Source organism: Desulfomarina profundi (genome assembly GCF_019703855.1).
GTDB lineage: Bacteria > Desulfobacterota > Desulfobulbia > Desulfobulbales > Desulfocapsaceae > Desulfomarina > Desulfomarina profundi.
On record NZ_AP024086.1, the window covers coordinates 4,198,297 to 4,213,802 of the forward strand.

The following is a 15,506-nucleotide window of genomic DNA, read 5'->3' on the forward strand; positions in this document are numbered from 1 at the left end:
AAAAATAGAAAAAAGAATTCAGGAGAGGAGTGGAATAATGAGTGACTTTGCAGCCCGTGTCATTGTTTTTGCCTGTCGTCATTGAGCATATTCCGCAGCGGACCTGGCAGGTTCGGAAAGACGGACCTATCCTCCGGCGATCAGTATAATCATGTTGCCCTGCACCGGCAGGATAGATGAGGCGCTGCTCTTGAAAGCGTTTGAGAATGGAGCGGACGGAGTAATGGTGGTTGGTTGCCTGGAAGGGGACTGCCATTACGTGAACGGCAATATCCGGGCCCGTGCCCGGGTCAAACGGGTTTACGGGATTCTGGAGCAAATCAATATAGGCCCTGAACGGGTCAGGATGTACAACCTGAGTGCCGGTGAAGGATCGAAGTTTGCAGCCTACGCCAACGAATTTGTGGATAAGATAGAAGAACTTGGGCCAAGCCCGATCAATGTGGCAAGAGAGGGAAATCCCGATGCCGCATCACAGGAGGAGGCAGGATGATAACAGGAACACCGAAGCCCATTGAAGAAATTCTGGAAATGGTTGAGCCCTATGACAAGATCGTCGTCGCGGGATGTCACGGCTGTGTCACGGTCTGTCGGGTCGGCGGGGAGAAGGAGGTGCAGGTGCTGGCATCCACCCTGCGACTGGCAAGGGAGTCGAGTGGCAGAAAAATCGAGATTAAAGAGGTGAGCCTGGAGAGGCAATGTGATCCGGAATATGTGGAATTGATGCGGCCCTATGTAGAGGAATATCAGGCTGTTCTTTCCATTGCCTGCGGGGCCGGAATCCAGTTTCTCGCGGAGAAATACACAACGACTCCCCTGTTACCGGGTATCAACACCGGGTTTCTCGGAGTTACCGAACGCCAGGGGGAATGGGCGGAAAGATGCCAGGGGTGCGGAGATTGCGTACTCCACCTGACTGGTGGTATCTGTCCGGTAACCAGGTGTGCAAAATCGTTGTTTCATGGGCCATGTGGTGGTTCGGTACGGGGGATCTGTGAAATAGACAAGGAAGTCAAGTGCGGCTGGCAGCTTATTATTGACAGGTTGAAATCCCTGGATCAGATGGAGAATTACGGGAAACTGAAGCCTTACAAGGGATGGAATACGTCAAGGGATGGTGGCCCGCGCCGCATTATCAGGGAGGACATGATCTGATGAATACGGAAAGTAACCTGAAAAAAGTATTGGAAGCGGGTCATTTTTCGGTCACTGCTGAGTGTGGCCCTCCCCGTGGAGCCGATCCGGAGATCGTTCGGAAAAAAGCAGCCCTTGTGGTCGGCAATGTGGATGCCTGCAATGTGACCGATAATCAGACTGCGGTAGTGCGCATGAGTTCACTGGCCGGCTGCATGCTGATCAAGGAACAGGGAATTGATCCTCTTATTCAGATGGTGGTGCGGGACAGGAATCGCATTGCCCTTCAGTCGGATCTTCTTGGTGCGTCCGCCCTCGGTGTGAGAAACCTTCTCTGCCTGTCAGGGGATCACCAGAAATTCGGGGATGATCCCCAGGCAAAAAATGTTTTTGATATTGATTCAATGCAGTTAATACATCTGGCGAAGACAATGAGGGACGAAGGGGTTTTTCCATCCGGAGACAAACTTGAAGGCGCACCGCAGTTTTATATCGGTTGTGCAGTCAATCCTTTTGCTGATCCTTTTGAGATTCGGGTACCGCGCCTGAAAATGAAGATGGAGGCGGGGGCTGATTTTGTCCAGACCCAGTGTATTTATAATATGGATAAATTTAAAACGTATATGGAGGATGCAAAAAAAGAAGGACTGCATGAAAAAATAAAAATCCTTGCGGGAGTGACTCCCCTGAAATCGGCGGGTATGGCGAAGTTCATGCGACGTATGGTTGCCGGTATGGATATCCCCGATGAGGTGGTCAATCGTATCGCCGATGAGCCTAAGGAAAAACAGGCCGCCAAGGGTATCGAGATGTGCATCGAACAGATCCAGGAATTAAAGGAGATGGAAGGTATAGCCGGTGTCCATGTCATGGCGATTGAGTGGGAGGAAAAACTGGAAGAAATTATTGGCGGGGCGGGTCTGCTGCCCAGGCCGAAAGTTGATTGAGAGAAGAAAGAAGTTGCCGCAGTAAGGCAGGAATATTGAATAATGGAGGAAGGAATGGCTGAAAAGAAGAAAGTTCTACTCGTTGATGATGATCCCGATTTCGTTGAAGCTGTACGAGTGATCGTTGAAAGCGGTGGATATGATGTTCGGGTTGCCTATGATGGGAAAGAGGGACTTGAGGCTGTTGCCGAAGATAAACCTGATCTCATTGTTCTCGATGTGATGATGCCAGTAATGAACGGCCACGAAGCCTGTGCCAGTTTAAAAGGTAATCCGGAGACTGCCAATATCCCGATTATCCTGTTGACTGCTGTTGCGGAACGGGTCACGACCAGCACTTACTCCCATCGGGATATGCTGGAAAGCGAGGCGGAGGATTATATGCCCAAACCGGTGGAGCCTGCCGAATTACTTGAATTGATCAAGAACTGGTTGAAGTAGCAACGGGTCCATCTCTTTTCGGTACCGGAAGGCTGCCGGAAAGAGATTTTTTGTGAATGCCCGGAATAGGATAGGAGGAGTGCTTCGTTCTGCTCCAGGTGTACTTAAACCGGCGGAACAGATATGTTTACATCAGGGAAACGGCCATGGAGAACGTACGTATACTGATTATTGATGACGAGAAGGTAATCCGTGAGGGTGTTGGACGTGCTCTTGAAAAGAGAGGGTACGCCATCGCCAAGGCCGAAGATGGTAAACGGGGCCTTGAACTGCTCCAGGAGCAGGAGTTTCATATTGTGCTCACCGACCTGATGATGCCGGGTATTGACGGTTTTGCCGTGCTGGACTGGATCAGGGAAAATCAACCCCATGTGCAGGTCATTGTTATCACAGGTTTTGCCACTGTTACCAAGGCGGTTACGGCCATGAAGCAGGGTGCCTTTGATTTTGTCGGTAAGCCGTTTACACCCGATTATATCCGGGTGGTGATTGACCGGGCCATTGACAAGATCAGCATGATGGCTGAAACGGAACAGCTGCGCAGGGAAAAAATGATGGGGCTGGAAGCCATCGACAAATCCCAGAGTCGTTTGAAGACAGTCTTTGCCTGCATGGCGGAAGCAGTGATTGTTACCGATACCGACAGTGTTGTTGTGCATCATAATCCGGCAGCCATAAAAATTCTCGAGATCCAGACCGACCCATTTATCGGTAAACCCCTTGCCGATTCTATCCGTGACCATGCGGCGGTGGAAATGGTGGCGGAAGCTATCGAGAAAAAAATCGTGGTGACACGGGAATTTATTCCGGGCTCCATTTCCCGGAAATTCCTGCGAGCCCACTGTTCTCCCGTTACTTCGGACCAGGGGGAGGTTATCGGTTCTGTTACCGCCTTTGAAGACATAAGCGCCCATAAGGAAATCGACAGAATGAAGTCCGATTTTGTCGCCATGGTTGCCCATGAACTGAAGGCTCCTCTTGCCTCTATTGAGCAGATGATTTATGCCTCACGGGTGGGATGTCAGCATGAAGAGGTCAGTTCCTGCCATTCTCTCCATGAACGGATGACGGTCAGGACGAAGGATTTGCTGAGACTGATAGACAACCTGCTCAACCTCTCCAAACTGGAGAGTGGCACTGTTGTGTTCAATCTGGAACCTGTCCGCGGCACCAATATGATAGAAGATGTTATTGAAATTGCTTCCCCCCAGGCGGAGGGTAAGAAAATTTCACTGAAGTATAAATCCTGTGATACGGACTGGTGGTTCACTGTTGATTATGATCATATGCGAACAGCGATTATGAATATCGTCTCCAATGCGGTGAAATATACTCCGGACGGAGGCGAGGTCCTGATCAGCACCTCTGTTTCCGGAGGTTTTGTCAATATTGAGGTGAGGGATTCAGGAATAGGAATCCCGGGAGAGGATCTTCCCCATATCTTTGATCGTTTTTTTCGGGTCAAGGGCAAAGCGACCCGTCATATTACCGGGTCGGGGCTTGGTCTGGCCCTGGTCAAGGAGGTCGTTGATGCCCACCAGGGATATATTGATGTGCAGTCCAGTCCCGGAGAGGGAACACAGGTTTCTCTCAGTTTTCCAGTGACTTCAATGGAAGAGACAGTTTCCGTGTAATGTATGGGGAAGCTGTCTGGGGTAGAGCCGAAACGCCTTCTAAGATACCATATGCCCTGACCATCTTTTCATCCAAAACAAAAAAAATTCTGATCAACTATCGACCCAAATGGCCCTGCCTGAACTGGTGAATTCAGGTGTGATGTCCATGAGAAAGGCGGGTTAACCATGTGGAGTGTTCATGTTTCGTTTCGTACGACAGGTTGCCCGGGCCTTGAGCGGATCATCCGGCCAGTAATGTTTCGGGTACCTGCCGCTCAGTTCTTTTTTGACTTCACCATATGTTGTTCGCCAGAAAGAACCGAGATCAGTGGTGATCTGGATCGGGCGATGGGCCGGGGAGAGCAGGTGCAGAGTCACGGGGAGTCGGCCACCGTATATGCGGGGTGTTTCGGACAGACCGAACAGTTCCTGGAGCCGTACAGCCAGCACCGCTTTCTCAGGCACTGCGTAAGAAATGGGCAGTCGTGAACCGCTGGGTACCTTCAGATGCGTGGGGGCCAGGGTGTCGAGTTGCAGCTGTTGTTCCCAGGAAAGCAGAGAGAGCAGAATCGTTTTCATGTTTATGTTTTTGAGCTGGCTGAAGCGGTTCATCCCGAAACAATAGGGTTCCAGCCAGGTCAGGTCTTGTGCCAGGTTGGTATTGCTCAAATCGGGCCAGTCTTCCGTCTGATGATGGAGAAAACAGACTCGCTGCTGCACGTTGACAGCCTCCCTGCTCCAGGGGAGACATTGCAGGTCTGTTTCCTGTATGGCTTTCAGGAAAACGGCCATGATTTCCTCCGGGTGGGAAGTTTTTACCGGCCGACTGCTGATCTGCAGTTTTCCGAGCATCAGATCCCTCGTTGTTTTCACCTGCTCTGAGTTTTCATCCCAGACAGTCAGTTCTGATTCGTGGAAAAGGTGGGAATGATCCTGCCGGAGGTTATCCAGTGAGACAGGTGCTGCCATGAAAATTCTGCCGGATTTTTTTTCTCCATCCACCTGGGGGATGACCAGTGTTTTATTACCCTGCAGTGGATCCGCAGGTTTCAGTCGGCAACCACGGCCGCTGGACAGTAGATAGTGGTAGTTGGAGCCGGGCCGCAGGCCGCCGATACGATCGGGAAAACCGTAAGCAAGCAGGCTGCCGACACTGGTGTAGTCTATTGTTTTTTTGCCGGGAAAACCTCTGAACCACATCTTCGCCTGTGTGAGAATACGGCGGCAGAGCTGCCGGTCGATAAAAGTGTTGCTGTCTGAGCCGGATTCAAAATCATCTACTGTTTTCAGACGATCAAGGATGTCGGCGGAATTGGTTTTTCCCTTGCAGATATCTCTTTCGGAAAGAATGGCCGCAAGCAGACAGGCTGTCCAGCAGAGATTGTGTTTTTTACTGGAAACTATCATCAACCCCAGTCGCGGATGGAGAGGGAGCTCCGCCACTTCCCGGCCTGTCCGGGAAATCCGTGCCTGGCTGTCTAAAAGTGTTAATTTCTGCAGGAGCTGGACCGCACGATCCCAGTTGGTTTTTCTCGGCCGATCCAGCCAGGAAAGAGAGTCTGGAGTGTTCACTCCCCAGAGTGCCAGTTCCAGGACAAGCGGAGCCAGGTCTCCATGGAGGATTTCCGGAAGGGTCTGCTCTGCCATATTGTGTTCTTCCGCCCTGTCCCAGAGCCGAAAGCATTTTCCCGGGGCCAGGCGACCGGCACGACCGGCTCTCTGGGCCGCGGATGCTCTTGAGATTCGTAAAGTTACAAGGCGGGAGAGACCGCTGCGGCTGTCATAAACGGGGCGGCGAAAATAGCCGCTGTCCACAACACAGGAAATATTTTCAACAGTGATTCCCGTTTCGGCAATGGGTGTTGCCAGAATAATTCTGCGACGATTATTATCCCGATGAAAGATCCTGTCCTGCTCCTGGTGGCTCAGATCGCCATAGAGGGGCAGAATAAGTTCCTTTCCCGGTTGTTTTTCAAGGAGATTTCTGCACCGGTGAATTTCAGGGGCACCGGGCAGAAAGGCAAGGATGTCCCCTGATGTTTCCCCGAGGGCATGGCGGATACCGGCTGTCATGGTTTGGGGAATTGATTGCTGTGTAGTGGAAGAAAGATGCTCGATTGTGACCGGATAGGTCCTTCCCTGTCCCTCGAGGATCGGAGCATTGCCGAGAAGTTTGCTGACGGGTTCCATGTCAAGGGTGGCCGACATGACAAGAATTCGCAGGTCTTCACGCAGGGTGCAGAGATCCAGGAGCATGGCCAGGCCCAGGTCTGTCTGGATGGACCGCTCGTGGAACTCATCCATAATGACGAGACCGATATCCGCAAGTTCCGGGTTGTTCTGCAGCATCCGGATCAGGATGCCTTCTGTGATGACTTCGATTCTGGTTTGTGTTGAGAGCCGGGTTTCAAAGCGGGTCCGATATCCGATGGTTGTTCCTGTTTTTTCATCTAGAAGACTGCTCATTCTGTTTGCAGCCGCCCTGACACCGATTCTTCTCGGCTCCAGAAGAAGGATTTTTTTATTTTCAAGCCATGCCTCACAATAGAGTAGCAGCGGAATGCAGGTGGTTTTTCCCGAACCTGTGGGGGCGCTCAGGACAGTGTGTCCACGGAAAAGATGTTTTCTGAGCGTTGGGACAAGGGAATAGACGGGCTGGGATTTAATTTCCTGTTCTCTTTTTGCGTTCATCTGTAAAAGTCCACCAGGGTCTGGCTTCTCCACCTTCCATGAAATGGATGACCGACATGAAAACATCGATCACACAGGGGTCGTGCCTGGTTTTTGTAAGAGTACAAAGCTCGCTGTAGAGTGTAAAGGGGTCTTTTCCGATCAGTTGCCGGGGGTGGTGTATGTCCAGAAGCCTGAGATCCTTTCCCATGGCCGGACCGATATTGGGGAGCTGTTCGAGCTGTGATACTGTTTTCCTGTCCGGTGTTTTCATTATACTCGGTAGTGTAATCCAGGAGCTTGTTCAAAAAAATACCACAGATATACAGTTGATATTTCTGGGCAGACCTTGAGTGAACATTGTGTAAATTTTGTTCTATTACATGTAGTTGTATAATTATTTGTATTCTACAGTTATTCTCAAAATTGCCACAATGTTCAACAGAAATCCGGGCTAATCCGTACTTCTCATAAACGGATAGCTATAATCATTCGGTGGCACAAAGGTCTCCTTGATGGTTCTGGGTGAGGTCCAGCGAAGCAGGTTCAAAAGAGAACCGGCTTTATCATTGGTGCCGGAACCACGGGCCCCGCCAAAGGGCTGCTGTCCTACAACAGCACCCGTCGGTTTGTCATTGATATAAAAATTTCCCGCGCTGTAGCGCAGCCTGTCGGTAGCGACGATAATGGCTTTTCTGTCATCGCCCAGGATTGAACCGGTGAGGGCGTAGGGAGAGGTGCTGTCGCAGAGGGCCAGAGTTTCTTCAAACTGATCGTCATCATAAATGTAGAGCGTCAATACCGGGGCAAAGAGCTCCTCTTCCATGGAACGGTAACGTGGGTCGGTTGTGACCAGTACGGTCGGTTCAATGAAATACCCTGTTGTTTTGTCACCAGTGCCGCCGAAAATGATCTCAACTGTATCATTTTTTTCAGCTTCTCCGATAAACGCCATGGTTTTATCAAAGGTCGCTTCATCTATAACCGCGTTGTAAAACATGAAATCAGCCGGATCACCTGTCTGTTTTTTTATATCTTCAAGGATTACCGTGAGTTCTGTTTTTACGGAAGGCCACAGGGAACGGGGAATATAGCCCCTTGAAGCTGCAGAGCATTTCTGACCCTGGTATTCAAAGGCACCCCTGGCTAGAGCCACCGCAGCAGTTTCGGGGGTGCGGAGGAGTGGGCAAAGACAAAATCCTTTCCCCCTGTCTCCCCGACTATGCGGGGATAGTTTTTGTAGCTGTCGATATTGTCGGCCACGGTTTTCCACATGGTGTTGAATACCCTGGTGGAGCCTGTGAAATGGATTCCTGCAAGATTACGGTCCGTTAATACCTGTGGTCCGATCTTTTCGCCGGGTCCCGGAATAAAATTAATTACCCCCGGTGGAAGTCCCGCTTCAAGAAGAATCCGCATTACATACCAGGAGCTGAGTACAGAGGTGGAGGCCGGTTTCCAGAGGACAACGTTACCCATCATGGCAGCCGATGTGGGCAGGTTGCCGGCGATGGCGGTGAAATTAAAAGGGGTCACCGCGAAAACAAATCCTTCAAGGGGACGGTAATCAGTTCTGTTCCAGGTGCCTGAACTGTGTCTGGCCGGTTGTTCCCGGTAGATCTGTTCCATGAAAAATATATTGAAACGAAGAAAGTCTGCCAGTTCGCAGGCGGAATCTATCTCAGCCTGATAGACGTTTTTTGACTGGTTCAGCATGGTGGCCGCATTGAGGGTTGTTCTGTATTTACCGGAAATAAGCTCAGCTGCCCGCAGAAAGACAGCGGCACGGCTCTGCCAGTCCATGGCCTCCCAGCCGTCCCTGGCTTTGAGTGCGGCGGAGACGGCTTCTGCCACCTCATTTGTTCCTGCCTGATGGAAATCAGCCAGAACATGGTGATGGTCGTGGGGGCAGACAGCGGTTGCCGTGCGACCGGTCCGTATTTCTTTTCCTCCGATCAGAAGAGGAATATCAAGACGTGTTTGTCGTTGCCGGTCAAGTTCTGCTGCAAGTGCCTGCCGCTCAGGCGACCCTTTTTTGTAGTCGAGAATGGTTTCATTCTGCGGGGGTGGGGACGAGTAGAATCCATTTTCCATGGTTGTTCTCCATTGCCGAAGTATATTATCTGAAGTTCTAAGGACTTTTTGGTTGAATTTAGAATAGCCTTTAAATGAACATACTCAAACAATGGTTACGGCTTGGAACTAAATCAACTGGAGAGTTTCACCTCCCTTCCGGTTTTGTCATCAGGAGTTGGTTGGATTCTACTCATTTCCCCGGCCGACATTTGGGAACAGATCCAGATCCGTATGGGGCAGAAACAGGGCCGCCATATAGTGATTCATGAAGTCGATATTGTCTGAGAGCTCGAGGTTGGTCATGAGGGTTCGAACTTCTGCTCTTTCACGAAAGCGACGATGGTCGGTAAGGCTGATCTGGCAGCCGAGCATCGACGCATTGCCCAGGTAGAAAAAATTATTTCGGTCAATATCAGGAAGAAGGCCGATGGATATGGCCCGTTCCAGATCGATATGAGCACCGAAATTTCCGGCGAGGATGATTCTGTCAAGGTCATCAAAGCTCAAACCGACAGAAGTGAGCAGGGTCTGGTAACCGGCAAACATAGCCCCTTTGGCCCGGATAAGGTTATCAAGATCAATTTCAGTGATGACGATATCCTCACCGATAAGCGAATCATGGGACCAGGCGATGACATATTCCCAGCCGTCAGTACCCTTTCTGATCCGGGGATGGTTATGATCACGGACGAATTTTCCCCTCTGGTTGATGATTCCGGCATCCAGAAGTTCAGGAACGATGGATATCAGCCCGGATCCGCAGATTCCTCTCGGTTTTGTCGCTCCGATGGTGACTATCATCGGGTCAAAGGTTTCGCCGTGGATATGGAAATTTTCTATGGCTCCTGAACTGGCCCGCATGCCGAATTTAATGCCGCCTCCTTCAAAGGCCGGGCCTGCTGAACAGGCGGCGCAGACCATCCAGTCCTTGTTTCCGACTACGATTTCCCCGTTGGTGCCGATATCGATAAAAAGGGTAATGGCATCACTTTTATGCATCTGGCAACTGTGGACTCCCGCGACAATATCTCCGCCCACGTATGAAGCGACACAGGGATAAAGAAAGAGACGAACGGAAGGGTGGGCCATTATGCCGAGGTCCGCGGCCTTTGTCAGGGGAAACTGGTTGACGCTTGGAACATACGGTGCCTCGCGGATATATTTCGGGTCAATTCCAAGGAGCAGGTGAGACATTACAGTATTTCCTGCAGCCATGATATAACTGATATCACTCGGGTTGATTATGATCTTTTTGCAGATATCCTCAATTATGGTATTGATAGTATAGACTACCTTTTCCTGCAGAATTCTCAATCCACCGGATCTCTGGGAGTAGACAATCCTGGAAATGACATCCTCGCCATAACCGATCTGGGAATTATAGCCTGAGCCTTCTTCGACAACCTCCCCGCTGTTCAGGTCCAGGAGTACTCCACAGATGGTTGTTGTACCAAGGTCTATGGCTAGACCGTAGAGCTGATCAGTTGTGTCTCCAGGTTCCACGGCGATAATTCTGTCTGGTTCCTCTTCCCCTTTTCCGTGCAAAAGAATAAGGGTGACCTCCCAGTCGGCTTCCCTCAAAATAAAGGGAAGTTCGCGTATCAGTTCCGGATGATCATAATCGGGCTCGGGATTGTCGGGAAGATGTTTTTTTATTTCCCGAAAGAGTCGCTGCATATCGGAAATATTGTCGTCCAGAGTGGGAGGAGGCAATTTAAGAAACAGTTTTCTTACCGGTGGTGCAATCTGCCACTCCCCAACCAGGATCTCGAGTGATTCCGCGGAGAGGGATCTTGTCGTTTTCGGTTTTGACTTCAGTGCTCTGCCGTCGGACTGCACGATTTCAGGAATCTGAATTGTACTATCTGAAACAATTGAGGAGATACAGGCAAGGTGGATGGACTGATTGATTTCTTCACCGGTCAGGGCAGCAGAATTCCCGGCCTCCAGCTCACCTTCAAGAAGTTGAACCTTGCATTTGCCACAGACACCGTCACCTCCGCAGAACGCGTGGATATACACCCCGGCCTTGGCTGCAGCGGCCAGCAGATTTTCGCCGTGATCAACGGTAATGGTTCGTTTGTCCGGAAGAAATTGAACAGTATGTTTCATAGATATACCTCACTGAAGGCTGACGTATGAAAATATCAGCACAATATTCTTGAAGATGATTGCTCGGAAAAAAGGTAAAAATTTAAAATAGAACAACACACCACTCCATTTTGAGGGAAGCAATACATAACCCTCGTAGTTTACCTTTTGTTTGTAGAGACAGAGTGATGAATTTAAAGGATTACAAGCAGATACTGATGAGAATAGTTATTAGTACATAATTATCTTTTCCTGAGTATTTTTCAAGGAGAAATTTCTTGACCAGGATCCCGGCTTTTACGACTGCCTTTCCTAGTCCGCATGTTCCCATGAACATTGTGTCAATTTTGAGAATAACTATAGAGCACAAACAATGAGACAATTATCAGTGACCCAGAAAAATTTACATAATGTTCACCCAAGGTCAGTCCAGGCAACGCCATCTTCTACAGTATTTTGGCTGTAAATATTGATCACTATAATTCACTGCCCGGTAAGCGAAGACTCCGGGAACTTTGAACCTGACGCCGCCTGAACTGATGAGAGATGCGGGCTACGTCGCTACGAAAAATAAAAATGCTCACATATGTCTAATATGCTGCGTTTTTTATTTTCCTATGCTCCTCGGAGTCTACGCTTACCTGAACTCGAACAAAAAATCTCATTTCTGGACAGACACTAGGATGGAGAATTATGAAAAAGCAAAGACGAAAACACAGTGCAGAATTTAAGGCAAAAGTTGCCTTTGAAGCCGTTCGAGGAATAAAACCCCCCATTGTATTTTTGAGAAAAATCAAAGCGGAAAGACCAAAAAGCTCTGAGAAGGAAAAAGCCCGACTTAATCAGAAAGTCGGGCTTTTATCACTGGAAGTTGGTTCCTTCGAAAAAAGTGCAGGCAGTTGGGAATACCCGTCAAAGGACGAAATTGATAGACAAGGATTTGCAACTGTTTATCCGCTGCCAATGCTGATTACTTAATATTAATTTTCCAATGGTATATTAAGCACTTGCTGGAAAATCCGGAGAGGTGTAAATGTCACTGAAAAACAGTGAATTTATAGTGCCCCTCTCCGGCTGCTTATATTACTGTTTGCTGAGTAACTATTTTTTACGCCTGATTCTTGATCCAGCAAGACCAATCAAACCTGTACCAAAAAGGAGCATTGTCGCAGGTTCCGGAACCGGGTCACTGCTGCGGGTGGCAATCAGCGTTGATTGGCTGACCGGAATACTGCTGACACTTAACCAAGAAGGATTCGCAATTCCCTGGGAACCACTACCGCTGGAGAAACCAAAACCTGTAGTGGCAGCGAATCCTCCACCAATAGAAACACCCCAGTCCTGTCCAAAATCATCTGCAGAATAACCACCGGTATAAAAGGTTTCAGATGTGCTGTCAAAATTAAAATTAAATGTGTCGCTCCCAAGAAGAGGAGTGTCAGTAAAAAAGTCAAAAGTACCAAGTGATGTACCGCTTAAAAAACCTTCAATGTTGAAACTTGTAAGACTGGTTTCATCAATTCGGCCAGTTCCAATAAGAGTATCGCTGTAGCTGAATGAACCTTCCATGGTATAATTGCCAGCACCGGTCCATGAAATATCAAACGAAACTGCTTCTGCCTGTTGGACTACCAGTGAGAGCGCCCCGCATACGATTATTGCTGATAAAATATTTTTCATGTTTCCTCCTTTTGGGATATCATTTCTGTAACCGGTAAATACTTATACCGGGATTTATGCAAATATTGACCCAGTATCTGTTTTTATTATATCTTGTTTAAATTAGAGAAAAAAAAATTTAAACCAAACAATGCTGCTGCAGCAATTGGTAGAATTTTTCGGATGAGTGGAGAAGAATTTCGGAATTCCGGGTTGTTTAATTTTCTGTAACACCATTCACCTGTTGAAAATGTGACGTTGGTTTTTGCTGAAATCAATCGTTTTCATGTAAATTAATGGCAAGTTTTGCCCTGTTTATGACATTCTCTTTGTTTAAAGCTATTAAGAATGTTATTGTATGAGCTTAATATTGACGAATGACAGAATATCGTGCATGTTCTATTAAGGTTTGAATTTCATACAGTTACAATGTGGTAGCTCGGGTTGTTTCATCATGTGTCCGGTGAAGAGTTGAGTGAGGTGCAGCTATTAAGATTATTCATACAATAGAAGAAATGCGGGATCGGGCAGAAGGCCTGAGGATAGAGGGAAAAACCATCAGCTTTGTTCCGACAATGGGTTATCTCCACGAGGGGCATCTGTCTCTTCTACGCATAGCCCGGCAGAAAGGGGACGACCTTGCCCTGTCAATTTTTGTAAATCCTGCCCAGTTCGGACCGAATGAAGATTTGAGTACCTATCCCCGTTCTCTGGAAAAGGATCTTGAACTGGCTGAGAAAGAGGGTGTCGATGTTGTTTTTGTACCAATGGACTCAAGTTTATACCCGGAAGGGTATCAGACTTACGTAGAGTTGGAAAAATTGCCAGCTCACCTGTGCGGCCTGTCACGTCCGGTATTCTTTAAAGGAATTGCCACGGTCGTAACCCAGTTGTTTAACATCGTCAAACCCCATGTGGCTGTTTTTGGAGAAAAAGATTTTCAGCAACTGGCAATAATCCGTCAGATGGTGAAGGACCTGAAATTTGATATTGAAATCATTGGAGGACCGATAATCCGGGAGGCTGACGGTCTGGCCATGAGTTCCAGGAATGCCTATCTTGACGAATCCATGAGGCCTGCGGCGTTGAGCCTTTCACGGGCACTTGCAAGGGCAAAGGAAATGGTGCGGTCAGGGATTATAGACTCAGAACGCATTGAACGGGAGGCCAGAGCCATTCTCTCTGCCTTTCCTGACATTGCCATTGATTATATTTCTATTTGTGATCCGTTCAGCCTGGATGGAGTTCAGCAGGTCAGGGGGAAGACACTGATGGCCCTGGCTGTGAATCTGAGAAAAATAAGGCTGATAGATAATACAGTTCTGGATCCGGAATCCTGATGCCTTGACTGAGGATAAACTGATCCCATTGAAAAGGTGTTTTTATGTATCAATCTCTGTTGCCTGTCTTGAAACCACTTGTCTTTGAAGGAAAAAGTGGTGTTCTTGAAATAGTCCACAAATATGATGATCGAGGGTTCTTGTATCTCAATGAAGGTATCATAGAGCAGGTTGAAACAAAAAATCTCCAGGGAAGAAAGGCCGCTGCAGCCTGTGTCAGATGGGTCAATATCACTGTCCGGTTTAGAGAGGGAGCGCGGGAAAAATATATTCCAGATCCTGATGTCGATACCAACGAAATTCTTTCCTATCTTGAAAAGGTGCACAGAAACATCGCGGTAATCAACGATAAAATATCGGATGAGAATGCGATTTTTCAGGCTGACTTCGACCGGATAGGTGAGGTTGAGCGATTGAGTGCCGGTGATCTCAAGGTGGCCATGCTGCTGGATGGGGAACGGAGCATCGAGCAGGTTATGCGCAAGTCGGGCAAGTCGGAACTGGCAGTACTGACGCATATCTGCCGGTTGATGATTGCGGGAGTAATACAACAGAAAATCTCGAAAAATGTACTGGATACCGATAAACAGAATGATTTGCTGGCATCACTTGAAACCGTTCTCATAGATCTGGTGGGCCCGGCGGCCCCTATATTGATAGAAGATTCTTTTGAAGAGATACAGTCAAGGCCCGGGATGCTGGCGAAAGAAGATGTCCAGTCTCTTTTTTCGGCTATCAGAAAAGAGTTGAGCGAGGAAGACAAGGTTCTTTTCGATGATTGGAGTTCTTCAGTCTTGTCAGGCAGACTTGTCTACTGATAAACGGTTGGTGATGAATATTTTTATGAGGTCCTCTGGGGGAGCTTGGCCGTAAGTTTTTGCAAAAGCTTTACGGAATTCGAGCACAGTGGAAATAGAACCGTTGGCCCCTGTCCTGGCGAAATACACTTCATCCTCCTGATTTTTATCCTGCATTCTTTCCAGAAATATTTTTGTGATGTTATCTGGTGGCGGAAAGCCGAACTCTTCGATAAACTGTTTCCTGAAAGTGAGAACCGTGGGGTGGGGCGTGTCCGCTATCTTCCTGGCAAAATCCTGTTGATTCCGTTTATCTGTTTTTTTACAGACAGCACTGGAAGAGCCTGGGTGCTTTGCTTCTTTCAGGTACAGTTCAGTCAGGTGTTCCGATGGAGGAACAGCGTATTTTTTTTCAAAGTCACGAAGGAACTGCAGGACAGTAGAGGAACTGCTGTAGACAACGCTTTCTGCCGGGCCGATATCCTGAGTACTGCCTGTCGGTTGCGGGGCACCTGTAAAATCCATGTATTTCTTCAGTTCCGACCTGTCGATTTCAGTCAGGCCAATAAAGTAGTCAATGAGATCGATACCGGGGCCATGGCCGAATTCTTCTATAAAAGCTGTATGCAGTCGTTCCAGTGTCGGTTCAGGGCCTTCAGCTGTTTCTTTGACCAGGGATGCCTGAACAGGCCAGAGATCATTGAGATTATGTCGGTTACAGGGGTCTGTCATGGG

The 15,506-nt window shown here is 48.5% G+C and carries 13 protein-coding genes and 1 pseudogene; 8 read left to right on the top strand and 6 right to left on the bottom strand.

What is annotated here, in order from left to right; translation table 11 throughout:
- Positions 1–37: 37 nt before the first annotated feature.
- The 5 genes from LO777_RS19365 (at position 38) to LO777_RS19385 (ending at position 4,156) form a co-directional block, all read left to right on the top strand.
- Positions 38–493, top strand: coding sequence for a hydrogenase iron-sulfur subunit (locus tag LO777_RS19365; RefSeq protein ID WP_228855457.1), 456 nt, complete (start codon positions 38–40; stop codon positions 491–493).
- Positions 490–1,155 (top strand): methylenetetrahydrofolate reductase C-terminal domain-containing protein, encoded by a 666-nt coding sequence (locus LO777_RS19370; RefSeq protein WP_228855458.1) that lies wholly within the window; start codon positions 490–492, stop codon positions 1,153–1,155. Before LO777_RS19365 ends, LO777_RS19370 begins: the two co-directional genes overlap by 4 nt.
- The gene (locus LO777_RS19375; protein ID WP_228855459.1) at positions 1,155–2,081 is read left to right on the top strand and encodes a methylenetetrahydrofolate reductase; all 927 of its coding nucleotides are present in this window, start codon (positions 1,155–1,157) and stop codon (positions 2,079–2,081) included. Before LO777_RS19370 ends, LO777_RS19375 begins: the two co-directional genes overlap by 1 nt.
- Positions 2,082–2,135: 54 nt before the next feature.
- On the top strand, positions 2,136–2,522 hold the full coding sequence (locus tag LO777_RS19380; RefSeq protein WP_228855460.1) for a response regulator: 387 nt from the start codon (positions 2,136–2,138) through the stop codon (positions 2,520–2,522).
- Positions 2,523–2,668: 146 nt separating this feature from the next.
- A complete protein-coding gene (locus LO777_RS19385; RefSeq protein ID WP_228855461.1) occupies positions 2,669–4,156 on the top strand; it encodes a response regulator in 1,488 nt (495 codons plus the stop codon).
- 162 nt (positions 4,157–4,318) lie between these two features.
- Here LO777_RS19385 and hrpB read toward each other — a convergent pair whose 3' ends face one another.
- The 4 genes and pseudogenes from hrpB to LO777_RS19405 form a co-directional block, all read right to left on the bottom strand.
- Positions 4,319–6,829, bottom strand: coding sequence for an ATP-dependent helicase HrpB (gene hrpB, locus LO777_RS19390; protein WP_228855462.1), 2,511 nt, complete (start codon positions 6,827–6,829; stop codon positions 4,319–4,321).
- Complete coding sequence (locus tag LO777_RS19395) at positions 6,801–7,082, bottom strand: helix-hairpin-helix domain-containing protein (RefSeq protein WP_228855463.1); 282 nt, start codon at positions 7,080–7,082, stop codon at positions 6,801–6,803. The genes hrpB and LO777_RS19395 overlap by 29 nt, the downstream gene beginning before the upstream one ends.
- 180 nt (positions 7,083–7,262) lie before the next feature.
- Positions 7,263–8,902 (bottom strand): annotated as a pseudogene (pruA, locus tag LO777_RS21340) (L-glutamate gamma-semialdehyde dehydrogenase).
- Positions 8,903–9,070: 168 nt separating this feature from the next.
- On the bottom strand, positions 9,071–10,996 hold the full coding sequence (locus LO777_RS19405) for an ASKHA domain-containing protein (RefSeq protein WP_228855464.1): 1,926 nt from the start codon (positions 10,994–10,996) through the stop codon (positions 9,071–9,073).
- Between the two features lie 672 nt (positions 10,997–11,668).
- Here LO777_RS19405 and LO777_RS19410 point away from each other — a divergent pair.
- A complete protein-coding gene (locus LO777_RS19410; protein WP_228855465.1) occupies positions 11,669–11,953 on the top strand; it encodes a hypothetical protein in 285 nt (94 codons plus the stop codon).
- Between the two features lie 123 nt (positions 11,954–12,076).
- Here the strand turns inward: LO777_RS19410 and LO777_RS19415 are convergent, their stop codons facing one another.
- Entirely contained in the window at positions 12,077–12,655 is a 579-nt protein-coding gene (locus LO777_RS19415) for a PEP-CTERM sorting domain-containing protein (protein WP_228855466.1), read from the bottom strand.
- Between the two features lie 467 nt (positions 12,656–13,122).
- Between LO777_RS19415 and panC the strand changes: the two genes are divergently transcribed.
- Both panC and LO777_RS19425 read left to right on the top strand, forming a co-directional pair.
- Positions 13,123–13,974, top strand: coding sequence for a pantoate--beta-alanine ligase (gene panC / locus LO777_RS19420; RefSeq protein WP_268907587.1), 852 nt, complete (start codon positions 13,123–13,125; stop codon positions 13,972–13,974).
- A gap of 44 nt (positions 13,975–14,018) precedes the next feature.
- Positions 14,019–14,792, top strand: a complete 774-nt coding sequence (locus LO777_RS19425; protein WP_228855468.1) for a hypothetical protein — start codon at positions 14,019–14,021, stop codon at positions 14,790–14,792.
- On the opposite strand, the gene LO777_RS19430 is transcribed toward LO777_RS19425, so the two are convergent.
- The gene (locus LO777_RS19430; protein WP_228855469.1) at positions 14,772–15,503 is read right to left on the bottom strand and encodes a hypothetical protein; all 732 of its coding nucleotides are present in this window, start codon (positions 15,501–15,503) and stop codon (positions 14,772–14,774) included. The two genes, LO777_RS19425 and LO777_RS19430, sit on opposite strands and share 21 nt — an antisense overlap.
- Between the last annotated feature and the right edge of the window lie 3 nt (positions 15,504–15,506).